The sequence below is a fragment of the Allobosea sp. CCNWLY174 genome (genome assembly GCF_037120455.1).
In the GTDB taxonomy this organism is placed as follows: domain Bacteria; phylum Pseudomonadota; class Alphaproteobacteria; order Rhizobiales; family Beijerinckiaceae; genus Allobosea; species Allobosea lupini.
In genome coordinates this window covers 19,054-44,314 of the sequence record NZ_JBBBBQ010000018.1, presented here as the reverse complement: position 1 = coordinate 44,314, position 25,261 = coordinate 19,054, and the positions used below count along the sequence as shown (strand labels likewise).

25 protein-coding genes are annotated in these 25,261 nt (G+C 65.8%); 14 read left to right on the top strand and 11 right to left on the bottom strand.

Features of this window, described 5'->3' with window-relative positions; genetic code table 11:
- The 3 genes from V7S63_RS28285 to xth form a co-directional block, all read left to right on the top strand.
- On the top strand, window positions 1-435 hold a 435-nt coding region (locus V7S63_RS28285), incomplete at its 5' end, for a DNA translocase FtsK (RefSeq protein WP_336532767.1).
- Window positions 436-589: 154 nt separating this feature from the next.
- Entirely contained in the window at window positions 590-1,435 is an 846-nt protein-coding gene (locus tag V7S63_RS28280; protein WP_091835989.1) for an outer-membrane lipoprotein carrier protein LolA, read from the top strand.
- A 78-nt stretch (window positions 1,436-1,513) separates the two neighbouring features.
- Window positions 1,514-2,329, top strand: a complete 816-nt coding sequence (xth, locus tag V7S63_RS28275) for an exodeoxyribonuclease III (RefSeq protein ID WP_336532766.1) — start codon at window positions 1,514-1,516, stop codon at window positions 2,327-2,329.
- 6 nt (window positions 2,330-2,335) lie between these two features.
- Here xth and V7S63_RS28270 read toward each other — a convergent pair whose 3' ends face one another.
- Together V7S63_RS28270 and V7S63_RS28265 are read right to left on the bottom strand one after the other, a co-directional pair.
- Window positions 2,336-2,800 (bottom strand): cyclic nucleotide-binding domain-containing protein, encoded by a 465-nt coding sequence (locus tag V7S63_RS28270; RefSeq protein WP_091835983.1) that lies wholly within the window; start codon window positions 2,798-2,800, stop codon window positions 2,336-2,338.
- 6 nt (window positions 2,801-2,806) lie between these two features.
- Window positions 2,807-3,493, bottom strand: a complete 687-nt coding sequence (locus V7S63_RS28265; protein ID WP_091835979.1) for a response regulator transcription factor — start codon at window positions 3,491-3,493, stop codon at window positions 2,807-2,809.
- A 195-nt stretch (window positions 3,494-3,688) separates the two neighbouring features.
- On the opposite strand from V7S63_RS28265, the gene V7S63_RS28260 reads away from it, so the two are divergent.
- The 3 genes from V7S63_RS28260 to V7S63_RS28250 all read left to right on the top strand — a co-directional run bounded on the left by V7S63_RS28260 (window position 3,689) and on the right by V7S63_RS28250 (window position 6,758).
- On the top strand, window positions 3,689-4,243 hold the full coding sequence (locus V7S63_RS28260) for a L,D-transpeptidase family protein (protein ID WP_100961963.1): 555 nt from the start codon (window positions 3,689-3,691) through the stop codon (window positions 4,241-4,243).
- 132 nt (window positions 4,244-4,375) lie between these two features.
- On the top strand, window positions 4,376-4,753 hold the full coding sequence (locus V7S63_RS28255; RefSeq protein WP_336532765.1) for a VOC family protein: 378 nt from the start codon (window positions 4,376-4,378) through the stop codon (window positions 4,751-4,753).
- 235 nt (window positions 4,754-4,988) lie between these two features.
- Window positions 4,989-6,758, top strand: coding sequence for a sensor domain-containing diguanylate cyclase (locus V7S63_RS28250; protein WP_336532764.1), 1,770 nt, complete (start codon window positions 4,989-4,991; stop codon window positions 6,756-6,758).
- A 9-nt stretch (window positions 6,759-6,767) separates the two neighbouring features.
- Here the strand turns inward: V7S63_RS28250 and V7S63_RS28245 are convergent, their stop codons facing one another.
- Entirely contained in the window at window positions 6,768-7,433 is a 666-nt protein-coding gene (locus V7S63_RS28245; protein WP_336532763.1) for a YggS family pyridoxal phosphate-dependent enzyme, read from the bottom strand.
- 115 nt (window positions 7,434-7,548) lie between these two features.
- Between V7S63_RS28245 and leuS the strand changes: the two genes are divergently transcribed.
- From leuS to holA, 3 genes are read left to right on the top strand one after another with little or no spacing between them, the layout of a single operon-like run.
- On the top strand, window positions 7,549-10,173 hold the full coding sequence (gene leuS / locus V7S63_RS28240; RefSeq protein ID WP_336532762.1) for a leucine--tRNA ligase: 2,625 nt from the start codon (window positions 7,549-7,551) through the stop codon (window positions 10,171-10,173).
- Window positions 10,160-10,705: an LPS assembly lipoprotein LptE gene (gene lptE, locus V7S63_RS28235; RefSeq protein WP_100961966.1), complete on the top strand. Its 546-nt coding sequence runs from the start codon at window positions 10,160-10,162 to the stop codon at window positions 10,703-10,705. Before leuS ends, lptE begins: the two co-directional genes overlap by 14 nt.
- Before the next feature lie 4 nt (window positions 10,706-10,709).
- Window positions 10,710-11,732 (top strand): DNA polymerase III subunit delta, encoded by a 1,023-nt coding sequence (gene holA, locus V7S63_RS28230; protein WP_336532761.1) that lies wholly within the window; start codon window positions 10,710-10,712, stop codon window positions 11,730-11,732.
- On the opposite strand, the gene V7S63_RS28225 is transcribed toward holA, so the two are convergent.
- The 8 genes from V7S63_RS28225 to hemE all read right to left on the bottom strand — a co-directional run bounded on the left by V7S63_RS28225 (window position 11,733) and on the right by hemE (window position 21,133).
- Window positions 11,733-12,614 carry a ParB/RepB/Spo0J family partition protein gene (locus V7S63_RS28225; RefSeq protein ID WP_091835958.1) on the bottom strand — a complete coding sequence of 294 codons (882 nt, stop codon included), beginning with the start codon at window positions 12,612-12,614 and terminating at the stop codon, window positions 11,733-11,735. It lies immediately after the preceding gene.
- A 29-nt stretch (window positions 12,615-12,643) separates the two neighbouring features.
- A complete protein-coding gene (locus tag V7S63_RS28220; protein WP_336532760.1) occupies window positions 12,644-13,471 on the bottom strand; it encodes a ParA family protein in 828 nt (275 codons plus the stop codon).
- The gene (gene rsmG / locus V7S63_RS28215) at window positions 13,471-14,073 is read right to left on the bottom strand and encodes a 16S rRNA (guanine(527)-N(7))-methyltransferase RsmG (RefSeq protein WP_336532759.1); all 603 of its coding nucleotides are present in this window, start codon (window positions 14,071-14,073) and stop codon (window positions 13,471-13,473) included. Before rsmG ends, V7S63_RS28220 begins: the two co-directional genes overlap by 1 nt.
- Window positions 14,074-14,128: 55 nt before the next feature.
- Window positions 14,129-16,021 (bottom strand): tRNA uridine-5-carboxymethylaminomethyl(34) synthesis enzyme MnmG, encoded by a 1,893-nt coding sequence (mnmG, locus tag V7S63_RS28210; protein WP_336532758.1) that lies wholly within the window; start codon window positions 16,019-16,021, stop codon window positions 14,129-14,131.
- 46 nt (window positions 16,022-16,067) lie between these two features.
- Window positions 16,068-17,372, bottom strand: a complete 1,305-nt coding sequence (gene mnmE / locus V7S63_RS28205) for a tRNA uridine-5-carboxymethylaminomethyl(34) synthesis GTPase MnmE (RefSeq protein WP_336532757.1) — start codon at window positions 17,370-17,372, stop codon at window positions 16,068-16,070.
- Window positions 17,373-18,178: 806 nt separating this feature from the next.
- Window positions 18,179-19,444: a transcription termination factor Rho gene (gene rho, locus V7S63_RS28200; RefSeq protein WP_091835939.1), complete on the bottom strand. Its 1,266-nt coding sequence runs from the start codon at window positions 19,442-19,444 to the stop codon at window positions 18,179-18,181.
- 218 nt (window positions 19,445-19,662) lie between these two features.
- Window positions 19,663-20,088 carry a protoporphyrinogen oxidase HemJ gene (gene hemJ / locus V7S63_RS28195; RefSeq protein ID WP_336532756.1) on the bottom strand — a complete coding sequence of 142 codons (426 nt, stop codon included), beginning with the start codon at window positions 20,086-20,088 and terminating at the stop codon, window positions 19,663-19,665.
- 19 nt (window positions 20,089-20,107) lie between these two features.
- On the bottom strand, window positions 20,108-21,133 hold the full coding sequence (hemE, locus tag V7S63_RS28190) for a uroporphyrinogen decarboxylase (RefSeq protein WP_336532755.1): 1,026 nt from the start codon (window positions 21,131-21,133) through the stop codon (window positions 20,108-20,110).
- A 461-nt stretch (window positions 21,134-21,594) separates the two neighbouring features.
- Here hemE and V7S63_RS28185 point away from each other — a divergent pair, with 461 nt between their 5' ends.
- The 5 genes from V7S63_RS28185 to dnaQ are packed head-to-tail and all read left to right on the top strand — an operon-like array spanning window position 21,595 to window position 25,254.
- Entirely contained in the window at window positions 21,595-22,425 is an 831-nt protein-coding gene (locus V7S63_RS28185; RefSeq protein WP_100961973.1) for a pyruvate, water dikinase regulatory protein, read from the top strand.
- On the top strand, window positions 22,422-23,045 hold the full coding sequence (locus tag V7S63_RS28180) for a Maf family protein (protein WP_336532754.1): 624 nt from the start codon (window positions 22,422-22,424) through the stop codon (window positions 23,043-23,045). Before V7S63_RS28185 ends, V7S63_RS28180 begins: the two co-directional genes overlap by 4 nt.
- A 20-nt stretch (window positions 23,046-23,065) precedes the next feature.
- A complete protein-coding gene (locus tag V7S63_RS28175; protein WP_336532753.1) occupies window positions 23,066-23,899 on the top strand; it encodes a shikimate dehydrogenase in 834 nt (277 codons plus the stop codon).
- Between the two features lie 22 nt (window positions 23,900-23,921).
- Window positions 23,922-24,533, top strand: a complete 612-nt coding sequence (gene coaE, locus V7S63_RS28170; protein ID WP_336532752.1) for a dephospho-CoA kinase — start codon at window positions 23,922-23,924, stop codon at window positions 24,531-24,533.
- Window position 24,534: 1 nt separating this feature from the next.
- Window positions 24,535-25,254: a DNA polymerase III subunit epsilon gene (gene dnaQ / locus V7S63_RS28165; protein ID WP_336532751.1), complete on the top strand. Its 720-nt coding sequence runs from the start codon at window positions 24,535-24,537 to the stop codon at window positions 25,252-25,254.
- Window positions 25,255-25,261: the final 7 nt, after the last annotated feature.

Below are 25,261 nucleotides of genomic sequence, written 5' to 3'. Positions count from 1 at the left end.
CTGCTCGGCCAGGGCGACATGCTCTACATGGCCGGCGGCGGGCGGATCACCCGCGTGCACGGCCCGTTCGTCTCGGACGCCGAGGTCGAGAAGGTCGTCGCGCATCTGAAGACGCAGGGGCGGCCGGACTATCTCGACGCGGTCACCGCCGAGGAGGAGGCCGGAGCGGCCGAGGAAGAGGACGGGGCGGTCTTCGACAAGAGCGCCATGGGCCAGTCCGAGAGCGACGACCCCTATGAGCAGGCGGTGGCGGTCGTGCTGCGCGACAAGAAGGCCTCGACCTCCTATATCCAGCGCCGCCTGCAGATCGGCTACAACCGCGCCGCCTCGATCATGGAGCGGATGGAGAACGAAGGCATCGTCGGCCCCGCCAACCACGCCGGAAAACGCGAAATCCTCGTCGAGACCGGCAGGGCCAGAGAAGACGAGGACTAGCGAGGCTGGCTGCGGCCAAGTGGCGCGAAACCGGTCCTGAAAATGCCATCAGCCCGGTGCAACCTCGTTGCCTGCTAACGCGTTGAACCCTTGCCGGCCCGCCTGGGCGGCACGATATTTCGCCAGAAGGCCGCCAACCGGACACCGGAGCTTCATGACCAGTCTCTCGCCCATGCCAGCCCTCGCAGCCGCCGCCCTGGCGCTCGCGCTGGCGTCGGGTCCGGTCTACGCCCAGCCGCTCGACATCAAGCCGAGCGGTCAGCCCGCAGTCGCGGCCCGCCCGGTGCAGCGCGCGATCCCCTTGCCGCCGATCCGACCGCCGGGCCTGGGGATGCCGCGTACCGATGCAGTCCAGGCCGAAGCGGCCGCACCGGCTCCGGGCGCGCGCGCTCCCGCCCCTGTCGTCACCGCCAATAACGAGCCGCGCGCGGCGGCCCCGGCCCGTTCGCCCAAGCCCAGCGCCCCGCTATCGAAGGCCGAAGCTGTCGAGCGGCTCAACGCGTATTTCAACGGTTTCTCGACTCTACAGGGCGACTTCATCCAGTTTGCCGCCGACGGGCGCCGCTTCGAGGGCAAGCTCTATGTCCTGCGCCCGGGCAAGATGCGTTTCGAGTACCGCCCACCGGTGACGATGGAAGTTGTTGCCGACGGCACCTCGGTCGCGATCCGCGATCGCAAGCTCGCGACACAGGACCTCTATTCGATCGGCCAGACGCCGCTGAAATTCCTGCTCAAGGAGCAGATCAGTCTCGAGCGCGACACCACTGTCACCGGAGTCAGCACCAAGGGCGACATCCTCTCGCTCAAGCTCGAGGATCGCTCGACCCTGGGCGGCACATCCAAGATCACATTGAACTTCGACCTCACCGCCAACGAGCTCCGGCAATGGGTGGTGATCGACCCGCAGGGCTACGAAACCTCGGTCTCGCTCTATAATCTCGACACCCAGCGCCGTCCCGACCAGAAGAACTTCGTGATCGACTATCAGCGCGTGCTTTGAGCACTGCTGCACAGCGGCGCTTGCTTTTCTGGGGCTGACGACCCAGTTTCCGGCTTCCCTTTCCGCCGGAATCCCTGCGTGCAGCTCTCCGTCACCACCTGGAACATCAACTCGGTGCGCTTGCGCATCGGCCTGGTTACCGAGTTCCTCAAGAACCACCAGCCCGACATCCTCTGCCTGCAGGAGACCAAGACGCCGGACGAGCAGTTCCCGGCCAAGGCCTTCGCCGAGGCCGGCTATGTCCACCAGGCCTTCATCGGCAACAAGGGCTATAACGGCGTCGCGATCGTCTCCAGGCTGCCCTTCTCCGAGAAGGAGGCGATGGCGATGTGCGAGCGCAACGACGCCCGCCACATGACCGTGGTGCTCGACAAGGGCGCCGGCGCGGCTGCCGGGATCGCCATCCATAATTTCTACATCCCGGCCGGCGGCGACATCGCCGATCCCGAAGCGAACCCGAAATTCGCCCACAAGCTGCAATTTCTCGACTCCATCGGCGCCTGGGGCGTCTCCCGCAACCCGGCCGGACGGCCGAGCATTTTGGTCGGCGATCTCAACATCGCCCCCTACGAACACGATGTCTGGAGTCACAAGCAGCTGCTCGACGTCGTCAGCCACACCCCGATCGAGACCACGACACTGGAAAAGCTGCGCAGCGAGCTCGGCTGGACCGACGCCGCCCGCACGCTAAAGCCCGAGCCCGAGAAGCTCTACAGCTGGTGGAGCTACCGCGCCGCCGACTGGCAGGCATCTAATCGCGGACGCCGGCTCGACCATATCTGGCTCTCGGACGCCCTGAAGCCGACGCTGCGCGACCTCTCGTTCCTGAGCGAAGCACGCGGCTGGGAACGGCCTTCGGATCATGTCCCGGTGACGGTGCAGCTGGCGCTGTGAGCGCGTTCAGCGCACGTCGATCGCCCTGAGCGCGGTCCCGACTGCGGCCAGCTCGCTGTTGAACGCATGCAGCCGCTCCGCCACCGCCGCCGCGATCGCCTGTGCCGAATCCGGTGATTCGCCAAGCACCCGGCGCATCACGCTGCGCGCCAGGCGCATCACCTGCGTCGGCTCGCGCGCGATCGCGGTCACCGGCCGCTCCAGCGCCGTGAACAGCGCAAGCTCGCCGATCAGCGCGCCTGGCCCGACGACCTCGTCGGCCGGCCGGCCATCATCCTCGCGCTTCAGCGCGACGGCGCCGGAGATGATCAGGAAGGCCCCGTCCGAGCCCTCGCCGCGCCGGAACAGCACGTCTCCGGCCCGCAGGGACCTCGTCTCGGCGGCGAAGGCGAGCAGGCGCAGCGCATCGCGATCCATCAGGCCCAGCAGCGGCTGACGGGCCAACAGAGCGATGTCGTCGTTGAGCGACATTCAGGACTACGGATTCAGCCGGTAGCCACCGGCGTCGGTGACGAGCAGGCGCGCATTGGCAGGGTCCGGCTCGATCTTCTGGCGCAGGCGGTAGATATGGGTCTCGAGCGTATGCGTCGTGACCTGCGAATTATAGCCCCAGACCTCCTGCAGCAGGGTCTCGCGCGCGATCGGCTTGCGGCCGGCGCGATAGAGGAAGCGCAGGATCGCCGTCTCCTTCTCGGTGAGCTTGGTCTTCGAGCCCTTGGCGCTGACCAGCAGCTTGGACCCTGGGTGAAATGTGTACGGGCCAACTTGAAAAATGGCGTCTTCGCTGGCCTCGTATTGGCGCAGATGCGCGCGGATGCGTGCCAGCAGCACGGCGAACTTGAACGGCTTCACCACATAGTCGTTGGCGCCGGCTTCCAGCCCGAGCACGGTGTCGGCATCCGAGCCTTGCCCGGTCAGCATCACCACCGGCCCCTTGAAGCCGTTCTTACGCATCAGCTTCACCGCTTCGCGGCCATCCATGTCGGGCAGGCCGACATCCATGACCACGAGGTCGATGCGCTCGGCCTGCACCGCCTTCAGGCTCGCCGTCGCGTTCGGCGCGGACGACACCTTGAATTCGTCATAGAGGGCGAGCTGCTCGGCGAGCGCATCGCGCAACATCTGGTCGTCATCGACCAGCAGGATATGATGGATTGCAGACATGAAGGCGATTCAGCCCGTTTGCGTTGGCGCGACATTAGAGCATGTTCGGCAGAAGTGGGAGCCACCTTTGCGAAGTGCCCGCGCTCCAACATATTGAGTTCAGCGCAGATTCTGACGGCCCGGCCGAAGCCGGTCAAACGGAAACCGCGCCAGGCAACCGGAAACGGCCGGCAGATCACGCAAGATGGATGAGCTGTGAAAAGACGTGATGATCGCGCTGCGGCAGGCCGGCGCCTGACGAAACTGGTGGTGGTGCGTTCGGTGCATGATCGCCGCAAGGGCTTCCTCATCGCCGGCTCCGCCGCCTTTCCCTGCGCGCTCGGCCGCTCCGGCATCGTCGTCGCCAAGCGCGAGGGCGACGGCGGCACGCCGCGGGCGAAGCTGCCGCTGCGCCGGGTCTTCTACCGTGCCGACCGGCGGCCACGCCCCGCGAGCCTGTTGCCGGTCCGCGCCATCACACCGCGCGACGCCTGGTGCGACGACCAGACCGACCGGCGCTACAACCGCCTGATCGACCGTCCGCCCGGCGAGGCGCAGGAGCGGCTCGCCCGCGCCGACAATCTCTATGACGTCATCGTCGAGCTCGGCTGGAACGACGCGCCGATCCAGCGCGGCCGCGGCAGCGCCATTTTCTGGCACCTCGCCCGGCCTGGCTTCACCCCGACCGCAGGCTGCGTCGCAGTCACCGGCGACATCTTCGGCAAGGTCCTGCCCAGGCTGGCTCGGCGCTGCACGATCGTGGTGCGCTGACCGCTTGCAAGCCGAGCCCGTCTGGAGATACTGGCCGCCGAGCACCGTCTCATCGATCGATTTCAGGAGCGCCGGATTTGAGCGGGCACCGCCCCGCTGAGGTCCGGCCAGCTCCCAGCAAGAGACTGTGCCATGACTGATTCGCCCATGCCCGAGATCGGCTTCGGCCGCGTCGCCGCCATGTTCCCCGTCAAGGACATGGAACGCGCCTGCGCCTTCTATGTCGGCGTCCTCGGCTTCACCAAGACCTTCGAGAACGGCCAGCCGGTCGGCTTCATGATTCTCAAGCAGGGCAAGGCCGAGATCCATCTGACCCTGCAGAAGGACTATAAGGCGGCGCCGTTCAACATCGCCCATATCATGGTCGATGACGTCGATGCCTTGCACGAGCTCTGCCGCTCTCACGGCCTGCGCATCGTCAAGGGGCTGCGCGACCAGGACTACGGCTTGCGCGCCTTCGTCTTCGAGGACCCCGACGGCAACCGCATCGACGTCGGCCAGCCGATCTAGAGCATTTGCGAGCGAAGCGGACGCCGGTTGGCGTGAAGACAATGCGATAAAACAAAAATCCAGAGCAATTCCGCGATTCGCAGAATTGCGGAATTGCTCCAGGCGGGGGGCAAGCCAGCGCATTCGAATCGTGCTGTTCACCTCGGAAGAACCATCACGTCAGAGGCCTGGCGCCCGTTAACAGACGATTCGGCAGCACTATCGATCCTCTCCGACGGTTTTGCCGGAGAGGATCATGCAAAGGCGCCTGTCACTGGTTGGTCTCGCCGATCGCCTGACACTGCGGGAGCAGACCGCGGCCATGGCCGGCCTGCTCTGCATCATCGTCGTCGCGGTCTCGGCCGCAGGCGCCGCCTGGCTGGCGCGCCGGGACGCCGTGGCCGAGGCCAATCTCGAGCTCGTCGCGCTCGCCCGTACCATGTCCGACCGACTCGACCAGAACATGTTCGAGCGCTACCGCGAGATCAGGAATCTGGCGCAGATGGAGCCGCTGCGCGGTCTATGGCAGGACAATCCTGCCCGCACTCGGGCGGTCTTGATGCAGTTGCAGCAGAGTCTGAGCGATTATGCCTGGCTCGGCCTTGCCGAGCCGAACGGAAACGTCCGCGCTGCGACGCGTGGCATGCTCGAAGGCGTCTCCGTCGCCCAGCGGCCATGGTTCGTCAACGGCCTCGCTGGCCCGACCGTCGAGGATGTCCACGACGCCAAGCTGCTCGATGGCCTCCTGCGCAAGAGCCCGGACGAGGCGCCCTTCCGCTTTGTCGACGTCGCCATGCCCGTCTTCGGGCCGACCGGCGCCAAGGTCGGCGTGCTCGGCGCGCATCTGAGCTGGAACTGGGCCGGCAATCTGCGCGACAATGTTCTGCGGAACCATGATCCCGCGCTCGCTTCCGAGCTCTGGGTGATCGGGCGGGACGGCTCCGTACTGCTCGGCCCCAAGGATGCCAGGCCTTTCGACACCGCGCAGCTCGCAGGTGCGCGCTATGGCGTTTCCTTCATCGATCGCTCTGCCGATCAACCAATGCTGACAGCATTGGCCGCCACCAAGGGACAGGATGACTATCCGGGGCTGGGTTGGATCGTTGCAGCACGCCGTCCGGTCGATGTCGCACTCGCGCCCGCCAACCGTCTCACCGCCGTCATCGCCCTGCTCGGCCTGGCCGTTGCCGTCATCGGTGCAGCCTTGGCCTGGTTCCTTGCGGGGACGGTCGCAAGCCCTCTGACCCGCCTTTGCCGCTCGGTGGACCTGATCGGGCGAGACCCGAGCGCTGCCGGCATCCAGCGCCAGCATGGCTCGCGCGACATCCTCCAGCTCTCCGCCGCGCTGCGCTCGCTGCTTCGTCGACTGGGGACCGCCGAGAGAGGCGCCCGCGACGCCGAGGCGACGATCCGCGACGTGAAGGCCAAGGCCGACAAGCAGGCGCGAGAAGCCGAGGAGAAGACCCGCCGCCTCGGCTCCGACCTGCATACCCTGCAGATCCTCGCCGATACCGACCCGCTTACCAGCCTGCTCAATCGCCGCGCCTTCCTGCCCTTCGCTGAGGACGCGATGAACTATTACAAGCGCTACCGGCGCAATCTCGGCGTCCTGATGTTCGACATCGATCATTTCAAGCGCATCAACGACAGCTTCGGCCATGCCGCCGGCGATGAGGTGATCCGCGCCGTCGCCAAGATCATCGCCGGCCAGATCCGCACGACCGACAAGGTGGCCCGCTTCGGCGGCGAGGAATTCGTCGTGCTGCTGCGCGAAACCGATGCGCAGGGAGCCGAGAACCTCGCCAATCGAATCCGCGAATCGGTCGGCGCCACCGTGGTGACGCAGGGGCTGGCCCAGATCGATCTCACTATCAGCGTCGGCGCCGCGATCGTCTGCGAGCAGGACCGCGACATCGAGGACGTTATCGAGCGTGCCGACAAGGCGCTCTATGCGGCGAAGTCATCGGGCCGCAACCGGGTCGTCCTGGCGGACGCCGACCGGGCACCCGCCCCGGCCGCGACCTGAACGGCTCCGTCAGCCCCGCGCACCAAAAATCGCGCTGCCGACACGGACATGTGTGGCGCCGAGCTGGATCGCCGCCTCGTAATCGGCGCTCATGCCCATCGACAGGGTCTCGAGGCCGTTGCGCTCCGCGATCTTGCCGAGCAGGGCGAAATGCGGCGAGGGCGGGTCGTGGGCCGGGGGAATGCACATCAGACCCGCGATGGTCAGGCCATAGCGGCTCCGGCACAGCTCCAGGAAAGCGTCGGCCTCGCCTGGCAGCACGCCGCCCTTCTGCGGCTCGGCGCCGGTATTGAGCTGCACGATCAGCAGCGGCGCCTTGCCCGCGCGCTCGATCTCGCGCGCCAGCTCCTTGGCGAGGCTCTCGCGGTCGAGCGACTGGATCACATCGAACAGCGCCACCGCGTCGCGCGCCTTGTTCGACTGCAGCGGGCCGATCATGTGCACCCTGGCCTGCGGGAAGCGCTCGCGCAGCGCCGGCCACTTCTCCTTGGCCTCCTGGACATAGTTCTCGCCGAAATCGATCTGGCCGGCGCCCAAGACCGGCACGATCATCTCGACCGGCTTGGTCTTGGAGACTGCCACCAGCGTCACCGACTCCGGCTTGCGGCCGAAGTCGCGCGCGGCGCGGGCGATCGCAGTCCGCGTCTCCTGAAGTCTCGCCACGACATCTGACATTTCGACCCGTCCTCGCCTTACGCGTTCCCGCCAAGCCGTTCCGAACATTGACCCGGGGGCTACGATGGTGTCCTAGTCCGGCCCAGTCAGCTCACGCAAGAACGACACGATCAGCATGGCCGTCGAACGCTACAATCCAAAGGAAGCCGAGCCGAAATGGCGCAGGGTCTGGGATGAGCGCAAGCTCTTCGAGACCCGCAACGACGATACCCGGCCGCCCTACTACGTGCTCGAGATGTTCCCCTATCCATCGGGGCGCATCCATATGGGCCATGTCCGCAATTATGCGATGGGCGACGTCGTCGCGCGCTACAAGCGCGCCAAGGGCTTCTCGGTGCTGCACCCGATGGGTTGGGACGCGTTCGGCCTGCCGGCCGAGAATGCCGCCAAGGCCAACAAGGTCCATCCGCGTGACTGGACCTATGCCAATATCGCGACGATGCGCGGCCAGCTGCAATCGATGGGCCTGTCGCTCGACTGGAGCCGCGAGCTCGCCACCTGCGACGCCAGCTATTACAAGCACCAGCAGAAGCTCTTCCTCGACTTCCTGAAGGCAGGGCTGGTCGATCGCAAGACCGCCAAGGTCAACTGGGACCCGGTCGACGAGACCGTGCTCGCCAATGAGCAGGTCATCGACGGCCGCGGCTGGCGCTCGGGCGCGCCCGTCGAGCTCCGCGAGCTGACCCAGTGGTTCTTCAAGATCACCGCCTTCGGCCAGGAGCTGAACGACGCGCTGGAAGGCCTGACCCGCTGGCCGGACAAGGTCCGGCTGATGCAGAAGAACTGGATCGGCCGCTCGGAAGGGCTGCTTGTTCGTTTCGCTCTCGAATCGAATGCACTGGGCCAGAGCGAGGTCGAGGTCTACACGACCCGCCCCGACACATTGTTCGGCGCCAAGTTCCTGGCTGTCGCCCCCGACCACCCGCTGGCGAAGGCCGCTGCCGAAACGAATCCAGCGCTGCAGGACTTCATCGCCGAGTGCAAGAAGACCGGCACGGCGCAGGAGAACATCGACAAGGCCGAGAAGCAGGGTTTCGACACCGGCCTGCGCGCTGCCCATCCCTTTGATCCCACATGGACCCTGCCGGTCTATGTCGCGAATTTCGTCCTGCTTGAGTACGGCACCGGCGCGATCTTCGGCTGCCCGGCGCATGACCAGCGCGACCTCGACTTCGTCAACAAGTATGGGCTCGGCAACACTCCGGTCGTCTGCCCCGAGGGCACCGATCCGGCGAGCTTCGTGGTCACCGACACCGCCTATGACGGCGAAGGTCGGATGATCAATTCACGCTTCCTCGACGGCATGACCATTCCGGAGGCGAAAGAAGAAGTCGCCAGGCGGCTGGAGGCCGAGATTCTCGGCAATCGCCCTGTTGCCCAGCGCAAGGTCAATTTCCGCCTGCGCGACTGGGGCATCTCGCGCCAGCGCTACTGGGGTTGCCCGATCCCGATCGTCCATTGCCAGGATTGCGGCGTCGTTCCGGTGCCGGAGCAGGACCTGCCGGTCAAGCTCCCGGACGACGTATCCTTCGACAAGCCCGGCAACCCGCTCGATCATCACCCGAGCTGGAAGCATGTCGCCTGCCCGCAATGCGGCGGCAAGGCTCGGCGCGAAACCGACACCATGGACACCTTCGTCGACTCGTCCTGGTATTTCGCCCGCTTCACCGACCCGTGGCGGACGGACAGTCCGACGGACCGCCGGGCGGTCGACCGCTTCCTGCCGGTCGACCAGTATATCGGCGGCGTCGAGCACGCGATCCTGCATCTGCTCTATTCGCGCTTCTTCACGCGCGCGATGAAGGCGACCGGCCATACCGGGCTGGACGAGCCCTTCGCCGGCATGTTCACGCAAGGCATGGTCGTGCACGAGACCTACCGGGCTGAGGATGGCGCCTGGGTGGAGCCCGGCAATGTCCGGATCGAGACGGTCGGCAACGAGCGCCGCGGCTTCGACGTCGAGACCGGGGCCCCGATCGAGATCGGCTCGATCGAGAAGATGTCGAAGTCGAAGAAGAATGTCGTCGACCCCGACGACATCATCGCCTCCTACGGCGCCGACACCGCCCGCTGGTTCATGCTCTCCGATTCGCCGCCGGATCGCGACGTGATCTGGAGCGATGAAGGCGTCCAGGGCGCGGCCCGCTTCGTGCAGCGTCTCTGGCGCCTGGTCGCCGAGATCGGCGAGCGCGTCGGCGGTCAGCCTTCACGCCCGGCCACGTTCTCGGAGCCGGCGCTTGCCCTGCGCAAGGCGAGCCACCGCGCTTTGCACGCCGTCGGCGCCGATATCGAGCGGCTCGCCTTCAACCGTTGCATCGCGCATGTCTACACGCTGACCAACGCCATCGGCAGAGCGCTCGATGGCGCCGCCGAATCGGCTGACGTCCCGGCGGACTTGGCGTTCGCCTTGCATGAATCCGCCATGATCGCCACGCAGCTTGTCGCGCCGATGATGCCGCATCTGGCCGAGGAGTGCTGGCAGGCGCTGACGCTTCCGGGCCTCGCCGGCGAAGCGTCCTGGCCGCAGACCGAAACGGATTTGTTACAGGATGACAGCAAGATCCTGCCGGTGCAGGTCAACGGCAAGAAGCGGGCGGAGGTGACGGTGCCCGCCGATGCCGATACGGTGGCGGTCGAGGCGATCGTACGCGCCTCCGAGGCTGTCGCCAGGGCTCTGGAGAACCGGCCGATCCGCAAGGTGATCGTGGTGCCGGGGAGGATCGTGAATGTCGTCGTCTGAGACCGGCACCATGACGCGCCGCCGTCCATTGGCGCTTGCAGCTGCTCTCGGCTTTGCCGCGCTCGTCGGCGGCTGCTTTCAGCCGCTCTATGGCGAAGGCACGGTGAGCAAGGTCGGCGGCAATGTCCGCAACGCCATGCTCGGCATCGACGTGCCGGAGATCAAGGGCCTGGTCGGCCACTATCTGCGCAACGAACTCGTCTTCGAGTTCGACGGCGGCGGTGCGCCCGACCGGCAGAAGATCCTGAAGCTCGAAGCGACGACCAAGGAATCGCTCGAGGTCATCACGGTCGACTACGCCAATGGCCGCGCCGACTCCGCGACCCTGGTCGCCACGGTCGATTGGCAGCTCCTCCGTGTCGGCTCGAACGAGGTCGTCGCCTCCGGTCAGAGTGTCGTCCGGGCACCCTATGAACGCTCGCAGCAACGGTTTGCCTCGCTGCGCGCAGCACGCGACGCGCAGATTCGCGCCGCCAAGAATCTGGCCCAGCTGATCAAGGCCCGCGTCGCCGCTGCGCTCGTCGCCGGCTGAGCCGATGGCCATGATCAAGGCGCATGAGGCGGATCGCGCGCTTGCGCGCCCCGATCCCGCCTGGCGCCTCTTCCTGTTCTATGGCCCTGACGCCGGCCTGATCTCCGAACGGGCTGCCGCCCTTGCGCGCAGCAGTGTCGACGACCCGCAGGATGCCTTCCAGCTGATTCGCATGGATGGTGACGACATCGCTTCGGACCCGCTCAAGCTGGTCGACGAAGCCAACACCATCGGCCTGTTCGGCGGTCGCCGCGCCATTCGGGTGTCGCCGACCTCGCGCCCGCTCGTCGCAGCCGTCGAGCCCTTGCTGGCAACGCCGTCGCAGGATGCGGTCGTCATCATCGAGGCCGGCGACCTCCAGAAGTCCAATCCGCTGCGCACCGCCTGCGAGCGCGCCAGATCCGCGCTTGCCGTACCCTGCTATGGCGATGCCGCACGCGATCTCGGCACGATCGTCGACGAGATGGCGAGGGCAGCCGGCAAGAGCATCGATCGCGGCACGCGCGACCTCTTGACCAGCCTGCTCGGCGGCGATCGCCAGACCTCTCGCCAGGAGATCGACAAGCTGATCGTTTATGCCGGCGACGACGCGGCTCTGACGGCCGCCCATGTCGAGGCCGTCGTCGGCGATACCGCCCAGCGCGAGCAGGCGGGCGTGGTCGACGCGGTCTTCGCCGGCCGCCTGCCGAGTCTCGATCTCGCACTCGCCAAGCTCACCGGCGAAGGGCTAGATCAGGGCGTGCTGCTCGGCGCGGTCCTGCGCCATACGCTCGCCCTGCTGAAGGCGAAACTCGCCATCGAAGGCGGCAAGCCGGCGCGCGAGGCGGTCGGCGCCATGCGCCTACCCTATCCCCGCATTGCCACGGCGGAAGCGGCGCTCAACGCCTGGCCGGCAGCGAGATTGCGCGAGGCCGTGACGATCCTGGGAACGGCGATGCTGGCGGTGCGCCGTGACGGCGACATGGCCAAGCCGATCGCCGCCCGGACGCTCTGGACACTCAGCCGGATGGGCGGCAGAGGCCGCTGATCAGGCCTTCAGCCGCCGACAGAGCGCGTCGAGCTGCTCCAGCGTCTTGTAGCTGATCCTCATCTCGCCGCCGCCGCTGGCACGATGCTGGATCGAGACGCCGAGACCGAGCGCTTCCTCCAGCGCCTTCTCGACCGCGCGCGTATCCGGATCCTTTTCCGGCTTCGGCACTGCCGCCCTGACGGGCTTGTTCTCGCTACGCGCTTCGTCCTGGCCGAGCCGCTCGATGTCGCGGACCGTAAGCCCTTCCTCGACAATGCGCTTCGCGACCTGTTCCGGTTCCGAAACGGCAAGCAGCGCGCGGGCATGGCCGGCCGAGACCGCGCCCTCGCCGACCATGCGCTTGACCGGCTCCGGCAGCTTGCTCAGGCGCAGCGTGTTCGCCACATGCGAGCGGCTCTTGCCGATCACCTTGGCGAGGTCGTTCTGCGTATAGTCGAATTCGGCGATCAGCCGCTCATAGCCGGCCGCTTCTTCCATTGCATTGAGATCGGCACGCTGGACATTCTCGACGATGGCGATTTCGAGCGCCTCGCGATCATTGGCCTCGACCAGGATGACGGGGACGTCATGCAGTTCGGCCCGCTGCGCCGCCCGCCAGCGTCGCTCGCCGGCAATGATCTCATAGGCGTCGATCATGCCCGGGATGGAGCGCACGATGATCGGCTGCAGAATGCCACGCTCGCGTACCGAGGCTGCAAGGTCCTCGAGTTCGGCTTCAGCGAAGGCCTTGCGCGGATTGCGCGCATTCGGGCGCAGGAATTCGACGGGGACCTTGCGCTGTCCGCGCGCCCGTTCGATCGCACCGATCTCCTCGCCGACATCGCCGATCAACGCGGCCAGACCCCGGCCAAGACGCGAACGCCCCTGTTCCTCGACCATTGCCATTCCTCTTGAACCTTTCTTACCGATCAGGCGGCGCGCAGCGTGCGCTCGCGCTTGATCACCTCCGAGGCCAGCTTCAGATAGGCCTGCGAACCTGCACAGCGCAGGTCGTAGAGCAGCGCCGGCTTGCCATAGGACGGCGCCTCCGAGATCCTTACATTCCGCGGGATCACGGTCTCATAGACCTTGTCGCCGAGAAAATGGCGGACATCGGCCATGACCTGGCCGGAGAGGTTGTTGCGCGGGTCGTACATGGTCAGCACCACGCCCTGGATGATCAGGCGCGGATTAAGGCCGGCCCGCACCTGCTCGACCGTCTTGAGCAACTGGCTGAGGCCTTCCAGCGCGAAGAACTCGCATTGCAACGGTACCAGGACCGCGTCCGCAGCCGTCATCGCGTTGATGGTGATGAGGCTGAGCGAGGGCGGGCAATCGATCAGGATATAGGTCAGATCGCTGCAGCGCTGATCGTGAACCAGCTCGTCGATCGCCTTCTTCAGACGCAGCGCACGGTCCTTGGCCCCGGCGATCTCAAGCTCGACTCCCAGAAGGTCGAGCGTCGACGGCGCCAGGAACAAATTGGGAACAGCGGTTGACTGCATCGCCATGCCCAAGCCGATATCGCCGCAGAGCACGTCATAGGTCGACGCCTTGCGGCTCTTACGGTCGACACCGAGGCCGGTCGAGGCATTGCCCTGCGGATCGAGATCGATGATCAGCACCTTCTCGCCGATCGCGGCGAGGGCAGTGCCGAGATTGATCGCGGTCGTGGTCTTGCCGACCCCGCCCTTCTGATTGGCGAGCGCCAGTACGCGCGGGCGCGTCGGAATGGAGATAGGCTGAGAATCGGTCATCAATCGGCCCGTTTCTCGACGCCGCCTATCACCAGGATAGCGGCCGCCGAATCCGTCAAGGATGGAAACGTTGTGGCCTGAATCTTCCAATATTTAGCAGCGGCGGTCAATTCCGCATCTAGATGTTGTCCCTTGGGAAAGACTCCCGTCACCCCGGTTCTCAACAGCTCATTGCACCAGTCGAGCAGCAGCGGCAGCGGCGCAAGCGCCCGCGCCGTCACAGCCTCGACCTTGCCGACAAAGCCGTCGACGACATCCTCGATCCGGGCATTGTGCACTGTGACAGGCGAGCCTGTCAGGCGCGCGGCATGGCGCAGGAAAGCGCATTTGCGGGCATTGCTTTCGACGAGATCGATATGCCCGCCGAGCTCGGCCAGCCGGATGCCCAATACGAGACCTGGGAAGCCGCCGCCCGAGCCGAGATCGAGCCAGCGTCGTGCCTGCGGCGCATGGCCGAGCAATTGCAGGGAATCGGCGACGTGACGGGTCCAAACCTCGTCCAGCGTCGCGCCCGAGACGAGGTTCTTCGCCTGCTGCCAACGCTTGAGCTCCGTCACCAGAATGGCGAGGCGCTCCTGTGTTTCACGTGAAACAGGCGTCAAGCGAAAAGCGTGCTGCCTATCGGAGTTATCCGCCTTATCAACAGAACTCACAGGATCATGCCTCGGCATCCGCCATGCGGGCTGCCTGATGCTTACGCGCATGCGCGGCCAGCAAGGTCAAGGCCGCTGGCGTCATGCCTTCGATCCGGCCGGCCTGCGCCAGATTGCTCGGCCAGGCCGCGCGCAGCTTAAGACGCACCTCGTTCGACAGCCCCGAGATGCCATCGAGATCGAGATCGGCAGGCAGCGCCAGCGCCTGGTCGCGCTGATAGGATTCGATCTCGGCCGCCTGCCGGTCGAGATAAACCGCATAGGTCGCGTCTGCGGCGACACGCGCCCGCACCGTCTCGGAAAAGCTTGCGAGATCGGGCCAGACCCGGAGCAGGGCCTCGAAATCGACTCCCGGATAGGACAGGATCTGGAAACCCGAGCGCCTGATCCCGTCGCGATTGAGCTCCAGCCCGGCCGCCGCCGCTTCATTCGGCGAGAGAGATCGTTCGCGTAAGAGTTCGGTAAGCTTAACGATTTCTGACTGGCGGCTCGCGAAGCGCTCCTGGCGAGCGTGGGCAACGACACCAAGCCCGATGCCCAAAGGTGTCAGGCGCTCATCGGCATTGTCGACCCGTAGCGACAGCCGGAACTCGGCACGCGAGGTGAACATCCGATACGGTTCCGTAACGCCGCGTGTCACGAGATCGTCGACCATCACACCGATATAGGATTGCGTCCGGTCGAGGCGGACAGGCTCGCTGCCGCAGGAACGGCGCGCGGCATTGAGGCCCGCGAGCAGGCCCTGCGCCGCCGCTTCTTCATAGCCGGTGGTCCCGTTGATCTGGCCGGCGAGGAACAGCCCTGAGACCGCCCGTGTCTCCAATGTGGGCTTCAGCGCACGCGGATCGACATAATCGTACTCGATCGCATAGCCAGGCCGCAGCATGACGGCGCGCTCAAGACCCGGGATCGTCTTGAGAAGGCCCAGCTGTACGTCTTCCGGCAGCGAGGTCGAGATTCCGTTCGGATAGACTGTGGGATCCTCGAGCCCTTCGGGTTCGAGGAAGATCTGATGGCCGTCACGATCGCCGAAGCGGCCGACCTTGTCCTCGATCGACGGGCAATAGCGCGGTCCGCGCCCTTCGATCTGGCCGGAGAACATGGGCGCCCGATGAAGGTTGGCGCGGATCAGTTCATGCGTCGCCAGCGTCGTCCGTGTCACGCCGCAGCTGATCTGCGGCGTGGTGATCGCCTCGGTCATCGCCGAGAACGGCTCCGGTGGATTGTCGCCCGGCTGCATCTCGAGGCTGGCCCAGTCGATCGTCCGGCCGTCCAAGCGTGGCGGCGTTCCGGTCTTCAAGCGTCCGAGCGGGAATCCGTGCCGTTCCAGCGTCGCGGAGAGGCCAAGCGAGGGCGCCTCTCCGACGCGCCCTGCGGGAATCTGTCTCTCTCCGATATGGATCAGGCCACGCAGGAAGGTTCCGGTCGTCAGCACGACCGTTCCGCAGGCGAATCGACGGCCATCCGCAAGCACGACACCGGCGACCCGCTCGGAGACGATCTCGAGATCGAATGCCTCGCCCTCGATAACGGTCAGGCCGGACTGGGCGGCTAGAGCTCCCTGCACCGCCTCGCGGTAGAGCTTGCGGTCAGCCTGGGCGCGCGGCCCGCGCACCGCCGGCCCCTTTCGCCGGTTGAGCATGCGGAACTGGATGCCGCCCTGATCGGCGCAGCGGGCCATGATCCCATCGAGCGCATCGATCTCGCGCACGAGATGGCCCTTGCCGAGCCCACCGATCGCCGGGTTGCATGACATCGCGCCAACGGTCGCAATCTGCTGGGTGATAAGCGCGGTCCTCGCGCCGGCGCGTGCGGCCGCGGCCGCGGCTTCCGCCCCGGCATGGCCGCCGCCCACCACGACGACATCGTAGCGCTCGTTCGCCTGTGCATTCGACATGATGAGATCGCTAGCCAAGCCTCGCGGCGCGGTCAATGAAAACCGCCTATTTGCCGATGCAGAAGCCGGAAAACAGGCTGTCTAGCACGTCTTCGACATCGACCTTGCCGATCAGCCGCTCCAGCGCCCGGACAGCGAGGCGCAGCTCTTCCGCGATCAGCTCGGGCTGTTCATGCGGAAGCTGGGCTGCCCGTTCGATCGCGGCGGCGGCATCCGCCACCGCGACGCGCTGGCGTTCGCGGGTGACGAGAGCGGGCTCCGCCTGACCGAGCTTGCCCAGGCGAGAGGCGATAAGCGCCATCAACTCCGGTAGTCCTGACCCGGTGATGGCGGATACACCGACCTCGCCGGGCCGAACACTACCGCCAAGATCGAGCTTCGTCGCAACAACGATCTCGGTAGTGCCACTGCCTTTTCGTTCCGTTTCCGAATCAGGCGGCCGCAATCGCAGCACGAGGTCGGCATTGTCAGCCCGCTGGCGTGCGCGCCGCACGCCTTCCGCCTCGATCTCGTCGGAACTTTCGCGCAGGCCGGCGGTATCGACAAGAACGACGGGAATGCCGCCCAGATCCAGCCTGACCTCGATGGCATCCCGGGTCGTACCGGCGATCGGCGAGACGATCGCGACGTCCCTCCGGGCGATCGCATTGAGCAGGCTCGACTTGCCCGCATTCGGCGGCCCAGCGAGGACCACGACGAAGCCCTCACGCACCCGCTCGCCGGCAGCAAAACTACCGAGTGCTACCCGCAGACTACCAAGGACGCCCTGGGCGCCGGCGACAGCCTCGGCGATCAGCGGTCCGGCGACATCGCCTTCATCGGAAAAATCGATCTCGGCCTCGATCAGCGTCATGGCTTTGATCAACGCGCTGCGCCATTCAGCAGCGGCCTGGCCGAGCGCGCCTTCCATCTGCCGCAGTGCCTGTCTGCGCTGCCATTCCGTCTCCGAATCGATCAGGTCTGCGAGCCCCTCCACGGCCGCAAGATCGAGCTTGCCCGCCTCGAAGGCACGGCGGGTGAACTCGCCCGCTTCCGCCAGGCGCAGGCCCGGCAGGGCCGCGAGCACCGAGAGCAGCCGCGACAGCACCGCGCGCGAACCATGAATATGGAACTCGGCGACATCCTCGCCGGTGAAGCTTGCTGGCGCTGGAAAGAACAGCACGAGGCCGTGGTCGATGATCGCGCCATCGCCATCGCGCAATGCCCGATAGGCCGCTCTGCGCGCCTCAGGCACGGATCCAGCGATCGTTTCGATAACGAATCGGACGCTTGCTCCTGAGACACGAACCACCGCGACGCCAGCGCGTCCAGCGCCGGAGGACAACGCTACGATCGTCGGATCGGCTTTCACGTTTCGGTCCCATGGGCGCTTGAACACCCTGAGCCGGCAGCCATCGGTTCCGTGTTGTCGCACATGAGAACTTCACCCCGCTATCGATAGGGTGATGAACGAGGCCTGCGCGAACATCAAGATCGAGCACGAGGCGCGGCCCATCATCGCCATACGGCATGAGCGCGGCAGGTGCTGGACCGGACGGAAGCCTGGGATGGTCTGCGATCGGGTTTTCCTGCCGCCCATGCGCCCTTCGCAACAGCGCCGGATCGCGCTTACCAGGCGTTTTGTTTCGTATCCGAATCTAGGGCAGCACCTGTTGTGGTTCGCCAGTCCGCCCGCGCAGGCGAGCAGCGCGGCAGATCCCCAGCAGGGCAAATCGCGCATAATGATTGGCACTACCGCGGCGCCAAGTCGGGACTGCTGGAGACAATTCGGATCGACTCCGGCGGTGCCGTAGGCTCAGCGAGGCGCCGAAGATCGTGAGAAGCATTCGATTTCCGTGTGGCCATACTCGCTCCGGCAGCGCATGCCCCGATGGCTCATGGCTCGATCCTCAATGCGTGTCGCCTCGCCGGCAAATGGCATGGAAATCGTGCCCGCTGGTCCGACTCAGGAATCCTTCAGGCGGACCGCCTGGCACGACCGCATCTGACGCGATCCTGGTCGGCTGGCCCGATCCGGAGGGACCGCAACCCGTCACGGATCCGAATCGGTTGGCTAGGTGACCGCGAGCGCCCACTTGGCCACAGTTGCTATCGACAACGAAAAAGGCCCCGGCGCGATGCCGGGGCCTTTCGATATCGCTACGGAGGTGGTCGCCGTCAGGTGTTCATCGAGTCGAAGAACTCGGAGTTCTGCTTGGTCTGGCGCAGCTTGTCCAAGAGGAACTCGATCGCGTCCTGCGGGCCCATCGGGTTGAGGATCCGGCGCAGCACATAGGTCTTCTGCAGATCCGAGCGCGGCGTGATGAGCTCTTCCTTGCGGGTGCCCGACTTGATGATGTCGATCGCCGGGAAGATGCGCTTGTCGGCCACCTTGCGGTCGAGGATGATCTCGGAGTTGCCGGTGCCCTTGAATTCCTCGAAGATGACTTCGTCCATGCGGCTGCCGGTATCGATCAGCGCGGTCGCGACGATGGTCAGCGAGCCGCCTTCCTCGATATTGCGGGCCGCGCCGAAGAAGCGCTTCGGCCGCTGCAGGGCGTTTGCATCGACACCGCCGGTGAGCACCTTGCCGGAAGACGGCACCACCGTGTTGTAGGCGCGGCCGAGGCGGGTGATCGAATCGAGCAGGATGACGACGTCGCGGCCATGCTCGACCAGGCGCTTGGCCTTCTCGATCACCATCTCCGCGACCTGGACGTGGCGGGTCGCCGGCTCATCGAAGGTCGAGGACACGACCTCGCCCTTGACCGAGCGCTGCATGTCCGTGACTTCCTCGGGCCGCTCGTCGATCAGCAGCACGATCAGATAGCACTCGGGATGATTGGTCGTGATCGACTGCGCGATGTTCTGCAGCAGCACGGTCTTGCCGGTGCGCGGCGGGGCCACGATCAGGGCGCGCTGGCCCTTGCCGATCGGCGCGACGATGTCGATGACGCGCGGCGAGAAGTCCTTCTTCGTCGGATCCTGCACCTCAAGTCTGAGCCGCTCGTCAGGATAGAGCGGGGTCAGGTTGTCGAAGTGGATCTTGTGCTTGATCTTCTCCGGATCCTCGAAGTTGATCGTGTTGACCTTGAGCAGGGCGAAGTAGCGCTCGCCATCCTTCGGGCCGCGGATCGGGCCTTCGACGGTGTCGCCGGTGCGCAGGCCGAACTTCCGGATCTGCGAGGGCGAGACGTAGATGTCGTCAGGACCCGGCAGGTAGTTCGAATCGGAGGAGCGCAGGAAGCCAAAGCCATCCTGCAGCACCTCGACGACGCCTTCGCCGAGGATTTCGGTTTCCTGAGAGGCGAGCTGCTTCAGGATGGCGAACATGAGCTCCTGCTTGCGCATGGTGCTCGCGTTCTCGACCTCCATGCCTTCGGCGAAGGTGAGCAGCTCGGTCGGCGACTTCGCCTTGAGTTCGTGGAGTTTGATTTCCCGCATGGGGTACCCGGAGTAACAGGCCCGCGATCAGGCAGGCCGGACGGCAGTGGAGGGATCGACGGGACGAAAGGCCTGCAGGCCCACTTGTCAGGACGTCGTGTCGGCCGAGAAAGCAGCCGCGGCACGAGCCGTCGACGATAAGGAAGGACGCGTACGAAAAGCGCAGAGGCTTGATAACCGCTTTCCCTGAATCGCTCAAGCGGGAAACCGCGGCGATCTCAGAAGGGCTTGACGACGACCAGGATGACGATAGCCGCCATCAGCAGCGCCGGTACCTCGTTGAGGATGCGATAGAAACGCGCCGGCTTGTCGTTGCGGTCTTCGGCGAAGACCCTGACCCGGCCGCTGAGATAGCCATGTATGCCCGAGAGGACAAGGACCAGCGCGATCTTGCCGTGCAGCCAGCCGCCCTTGAAGCCGAAGGCGCTCCAGGCGAGGTAGAGCCCGAGCACCCAGGTGACGATCATCGCGGGGTTGATGATCCCCTTGAGCAGCCGGCGCTCCATGATCTTGAAGGTCTCGGACTGGATCGAGCCGATCTGCGCCTCGGCGTGATAGACCATCAGCCGCGGCAGATAGAGCATCCCGGCCATCCAGGCGATCACCGCCATCACGTGGAAAGCCTTGATCCATTCGTAGGCCATGGCGGTAGTCCTCTAGGCTTCAGGCGCGAACCAGTTCGACCAGCCGCTCGACATGAGCGATCGGCGTGTCCGGCAGGATGCCATGCCCCAGATTGAAGACGAAGGGACCTCCGCCGAATGCCGCACGGATCGCCTCGATCTCGCGATCGAGCTCGGGTCCGCCCGCCCGCAACAGCTGCGGATCGAGATGACCCTGCACCGGCACGAGTGGCTGAATCGCCTCGCGCACGAAACTGCGTTCGATCTCGGTCTCGAGCCCGACTGCGTCGATGCCGGTTCCCCGGACGTAAGCCGGAATGCCGGCTCCGGCTCCGCGCGGAAAGCCAATGATCTTCGCCTGGGGATGGCGCCCCCGAACGAGATCGACGATCCGCCTGGTTGGCTCGATGCACCAGCGCTTGAAATCCTCAGGACCAAGCGAGCCCGCCCAGCTGTCGAAAATCTGCACGGTATCGACCCCAGCATCGATCTGGGCATTGAGATAGGCTGAGGAACTGACAACGAGCCGATCGATCAGCCGCGCGAAGAGGGCAGGGTCGCGCTGGAACAGGGCCTTGGCCGGGCCCTGATCAGGTGTGCCGCGACCGGCGACCATATAGGTCGCGACAGTCCAGGGCGCGCCGCAGAAGCCGATCAGCGCAGTTTCCTTGGGAAGCGCTGCCTTCACGCGCCGGACAGTCTCGTAGACCGGCGCCAGCACGTCGGGATCGATCTCGTCGCGGATCTCGCCGAAGCGGACCGCATCGGCCACTGGCTCCAGCCTAGGTCCTTCACCTTGCGCGAACCAGAGCTTCTGGCCGAGCGCGTGGGGGATCACCAGGATATCGGAAAACAGGATCGCCGCATCGAAGCCGAAACGCCGGATCGGCTGCAGCGTGACCTCTGTTGCCCATTCCGGATTATAGCAGAGATCGAGGAAGCCGCCGGCCTTGGCACGAAGCTCGCGATACTCCGGCAGATATCGGCCAGCCTGACGCATCAGCCAGAGCGGTGGCTTCGGCAGCGTCTCGCCGGAGAGAGCGCGGAGGTAAAGGCTTTGGGTCATGAAGCGCACCGGGCCTTGAGCCCATCTTCCTAAAAGATTCTTTTCTAAGAGAGTCTTCTGTTTAGACTCTTGGATGGGGGCACATAGCCCGCCCCAAGATTGTCCACAACCGGTCCACAGGGCGCCCGCAAGTCAGTGGGCCGACCGATTCTGGGCTGGCCGACCCTTAAGACTTTCTTAACGAATTGGATTTCGTTCCCGGGCGCGGCTTGGCGCCGCGTTCAAAAATGATTCACGTGAAACATCCGGATTCCGCCCACAGGCCAATGCCTGTTGAGGCTTTGGCCGGGTTATCCCGAGCCGTCGAGACGGATTCCTGGAAGCGCCGGGTTATCCCCACTTGTCCCAGCTTTGTGAATCAGCGGTCCGCCGGCGACCGAAGCATCGAAAAGGGATTCCCAGGCCGGCGGAACAGCTCTAGAGCTGAGCCGGACAAGAGGCCGGCAGGGGCGACGGAAACCGTGGCGCGCAACTATTTTCACCTGCATCTGGTCTCCGACGCGACCGGCGAGACCCTGATCGCGGTCAGCCGCGCCGCTGCAGCACAGTACGAAGCGGTCTCCGCGATCGAGCATGTCTACCCGCTGGTTCGATCGGAGAACCAGCTGTCGCGCGTGCTCGCCGAGATCGAAACCTCTCCCGGCGTGGTTCTTTATACGTTGGTCGAGCCGGAATGGGCCGAGCGGCTGGAGAGCTTCTGCCGCGATATCGGCTGCCCCTGCCTGTCGGTGCTGCAGCCGGTCCTGTCGCTGTTCCAGTCCTATCTCGGCCAGGCTTCGGCACCCCGGCCGGGCGCGCAGCACATGCTCAATGCCGAGTATTTCCGCCGCATCGACGCGATGAATTATACGCTGATGCACGATGACGGCCAGCTCGGCGGCGATATCGAAAATGCCGATGTCGTCCTCGTCGGCATCAGCCGGACCTCGAAGACGCCGACCAGCATCTATCTGGCCAATCGTGGGATCAAGACCGCCAACATCCCGCTTGTGCCGAACGTGCCGCTCCCGGCCGAGCTCGACGGCCTGAAGAAACCGCTGATCGTCGGCCTCGTCGCCAGCGCAGAGCGCATCATCCAGATCCGCCAGAACCGCCTGTTGTCGCTGAAGGCCGATGACGAGACGCCCTATGTCGACCCCGATGCGGTCGCGGACGAGATCACCCAGTCGCGCCGGCTTTGCGCCCGCCGGGGCTGGCCCGTGATCGATGTCACGCGCCGCTCGATCGAGGAGACGGCAGCCGCCATCCTCGACCTGCTGCGCGACCACCGCATGAAATTCATCGCGACGTGACCGGGCAGGCGATATTCTGGCGCGGCGATGCGCCGCTCATCCTCGCGTCCGGCAGCGCGACGCGGCGGCAGCTGCTCGAAGCCGCAGGGCTCCCGGTCGAGGCGATCAGGCCGGATGTCGACGAGCGTACGATCGAAGCCGATTTCCTTGCCATGGGCCGTCTACCCGCCGGCGTGGCAGCCGCGCTGGCGGATGCCAAAGCCCAGTCGGTCTCGCCGCAGCATCCTGGCCGGATCATCCTTGCGGCGGACCAGATGCTGGTCTGCGAAGGCCGTCCGTTCCACAAGCCCGAGGGCACGGTAGCGGCGGAGCGGCAGATCGCCATGCTCGCCGGTCGCAAGCACGAACTCACCTCGGCTTTCACCCTGGCTCGCGATGGCGAGATCATCGGCCGCGGCACCAGCAGCGCGGTGCTCGTCATGCGCCCGCTGACCTCGGACTTCATCAGGGATTACGTCGCACTGGCTGGCGAGGCAGCGACCACCAGCGTCGGTGGCTATCAGCTCGAAGGTCTTGGAATCCACCTGTTCGAGACGATCGAGGGCGATCATTCGACCATCCTCGGCCTGCCGATGCTGAGCCTGCTCGCCACGCTGCGCGAGCTTGACCTCGTCGCATGATCCTTAGCTCCACGACTGCCATGACCAGACGCTGCTTCATCATCGGACATCCCGTCGCGCATTCCCGCTCACCGCTGATCCATGGTCACTGGCTCGTCGAGAATGGCCTTGCCGGCAGCTATGAGCGCGTCGACGTCCCACCCGCCGAGGTGCGGGGCTTCATCGCCAGGCTGCGGGCCGGTGAGTTTGTCGGCGGCAATGTCACCGTGCCGAACAAGGAAGTCGTGCTGCCTCTGCTCGACGTGGCCAGCGAGACAGCGCGGGCGATGGGCGCGGCCAACACGCTGTGGATGGAAGGCAGCACGCTCCGCGGCGACAATACTGACGCCTATGGCTTCCTGGCCCACCTCGACGCCTGCGTGCCCGATTGGGCTCGGCGGAGCGGCACGGCGCTCCTTCTCGGCGCCGGCGGCGCGGCGCGCGCCGTCATCCATGGTCTCGTCGAACGCAGCGTCGGCCGCATCCTGCTGGTCAATCGCAGCCCGGAGCGTGCAGTCGAACTGGCAGCTTCGTTCCCGCGAACGGTCGAAGCCCGGCCTTGGCAGGATGTCGCTGAGCTCGTCGGCGAGAGCGACCTGATCGTCAACACCACCTCGCTCGGCATGCATGGCCAGCCGCCGCTCGAGATCGACCTCTCGGCTTTGCGCCCGGGCACGATCGTCGACGACATCGTCTATGTCCCGCTGGAAACGCCGCTGCTTGCCGAAGCCCGGCGTCGCGGGGGCATCCCGGTCGACGGCCTCGGCATGCTGCTGCACCAGGCAGTCCCGGGCTTCGAGCGCTGGTTCGGCGTCCGTCCGCAGGTGACGCCGGAGCTGCGGGCGAAGCTCGAAGTCGACATTCCCCGCGTGTGAGCGCGATGGCGGAGGCGCTGCGATGACCTTCCTGCTCGGCCTCACCGGCTCGATCGGCATGGGCAAGTCGACGACCTCGGCGATGTTCCGTGCCGCTGGCGTCCCCGTCCACGACGCCGACCAGGCAGTGCACGACCTCTATGCCGGCGCGGCAGCGCCGCAGATCGAGGCGGCTTTCCAGGGGACCACAACGAAGGGTGTCGTCGATCGGGCCAGGCTTTCCGCCGCCGTGCTCGGCCGTCCCGAGGCGCTGGCGAAACTCGAGGCGATCGTCCATCCGCTGGTGCGCGCCGAGGAGCAGGCCTTCCTGGTGAAGGCTCGCAAGAGCGGCGCTGGCGTCGCCGTGCTGGACGTGCCGCTGCTGCTGGAGACTGGCGGAGAGGCGCGTTGCGACGCAGTCGTCGTCGTCACCGCTCCGGCCGAGGTTCAGCGCAAGCGCGTCCTTTCCCGCCCCGGCATGAGCGAGGAGAAGCTCGCCGCGATCCTCGCCCGCCAGATGCCGGATGCGGAGAAGCGCCGCCGCGCCCACTTCCTTGTGGACACCTCGCGCGGGCTCGTGGCCGCCGAGCACCAGGTCCGCTCTATCCTGAATGCCGTCGCTGGCCGCTTCGGCCGGACGCAAAGGGCGGGCTGATATGCGCGAGATCGTTCTCGACACGGAAACCACCGGCGTCGAACCGCTGAAAGGCGATCGCATCGTCGAGATCGGCTGTGTCGAGCTGGTCAATCATTGTCCGACCGGCCGCAACTACCATGTCTACATCAACCCCGAGCGCGACATGCCGGATGGCGCCTTCCGGGTGCACGGGCTGTCCGCGGCCTTCCTGTCCGACAAGCCGGTCTTTGCTGCGATCGCCGGCGAGTTCGCGGCCTTCATCGCGGATGCCAAGCTGGTCATCCACAACGCTGCCTTCGACGTCGGCTTCATCAACATGGAGTTCGGCCGGCTCGGCCTGCCTGCGATCGCGCCGGCGCTCGTCGTCGATACGCTCGCCATGGCCCGCCGCAAGCATCCCGGCGCCAGCAACAGCCTGGACGCGCTCTGCTCGCGCTACGGCATCGACAACAGCCGCCGCACCAAGCACGGCGCGCTGCTCGATTCCGAGATCCTGGCCGAGGTCTATATCGAGCTGATCGGCGGCAAGCAGACCAGCCTCGGTTTCGGCGGCGCCGTTGCCGGCAAGGCGGGCGCCGGGCTTGCGGTCGCGATCGAGCGCCCGGTGCGCCAGCGGGCGCTCGCGCCGCGGCTGACGCCGGAGGAAAGAGCGGCCCATGAGGCCTTCGTGATGAAGCTCAAGGGGCCGCTCTGGCGCGATTATCTCGGCGTGCCCGAGGAGGCCTGTGGCCGAGCCTGACGACGTT

Coding starts and splice junctions, on each gene's coding strand:
- V7S63_RS28280 (WP_091835989.1), top strand. CDS start 590: ATGACCAGTCTCTCGCCCATGCCAGCCCTCGCAGCCGCCGCCCTGGCG.
- V7S63_RS28270 (WP_091835983.1), bottom strand. CDS start 2,800: ATGTCGCTCAACGACGACATCGCTCTGTTGGCCCGTCAGCCGCTGCTG.
- V7S63_RS28265 (WP_091835979.1), bottom strand. CDS start 3,493: ATGTCTGCAATCCATCATATCCTGCTGGTCGATGACGACCAGATGTTG.
- V7S63_RS28255 (WP_336532765.1), top strand. CDS start 4,376: ATGACTGATTCGCCCATGCCCGAGATCGGCTTCGGCCGCGTCGCCGCC.
- V7S63_RS28250 (WP_336532764.1), top strand. CDS start 4,989: ATGCAAAGGCGCCTGTCACTGGTTGGTCTCGCCGATCGCCTGACACTG.
- V7S63_RS28245 (WP_336532763.1), bottom strand. CDS start 7,433: ATGTCAGATGTCGTGGCGAGACTTCAGGAGACGCGGACTGCGATCGCC.
- leuS (WP_336532762.1), top strand. CDS start 7,549: ATGGCCGTCGAACGCTACAATCCAAAGGAAGCCGAGCCGAAATGGCGC.
- lptE (WP_100961966.1), top strand. CDS start 10,160: ATGTCGTCGTCTGAGACCGGCACCATGACGCGCCGCCGTCCATTGGCG.
- holA (WP_336532761.1), top strand. CDS start 10,710: ATGGCCATGATCAAGGCGCATGAGGCGGATCGCGCGCTTGCGCGCCCC.
- V7S63_RS28225 (WP_091835958.1), bottom strand. CDS start 12,614: ATGGTCGAGGAACAGGGGCGTTCGCGTCTTGGCCGGGGTCTGGCCGCG.
- V7S63_RS28220 (WP_336532760.1), bottom strand. CDS start 13,471: ATGACCGATTCTCAGCCTATCTCCATTCCGACGCGCCCGCGCGTACTG.
- mnmG (WP_336532758.1), bottom strand. CDS start 16,021: ATGTCGAATGCACAGGCGAACGAGCGCTACGATGTCGTCGTGGTGGGC.
- rho (WP_091835939.1), bottom strand. CDS start 19,444: ATGCGGGAAATCAAACTCCACGAACTCAAGGCGAAGTCGCCGACCGAG.
- hemJ (WP_336532756.1), bottom strand. CDS start 20,088: ATGGCCTACGAATGGATCAAGGCTTTCCACGTGATGGCGGTGATCGCC.
- hemE (WP_336532755.1), bottom strand. CDS start 21,133: ATGACCCAAAGCCTTTACCTCCGCGCTCTCTCCGGCGAGACGCTGCCG.
- V7S63_RS28175 (WP_336532753.1), top strand. CDS start 23,066: ATGACCAGACGCTGCTTCATCATCGGACATCCCGTCGCGCATTCCCGC.
- coaE (WP_336532752.1), top strand. CDS start 23,922: ATGACCTTCCTGCTCGGCCTCACCGGCTCGATCGGCATGGGCAAGTCG.
- dnaQ (WP_336532751.1), top strand. CDS start 24,535: ATGCGCGAGATCGTTCTCGACACGGAAACCACCGGCGTCGAACCGCTG.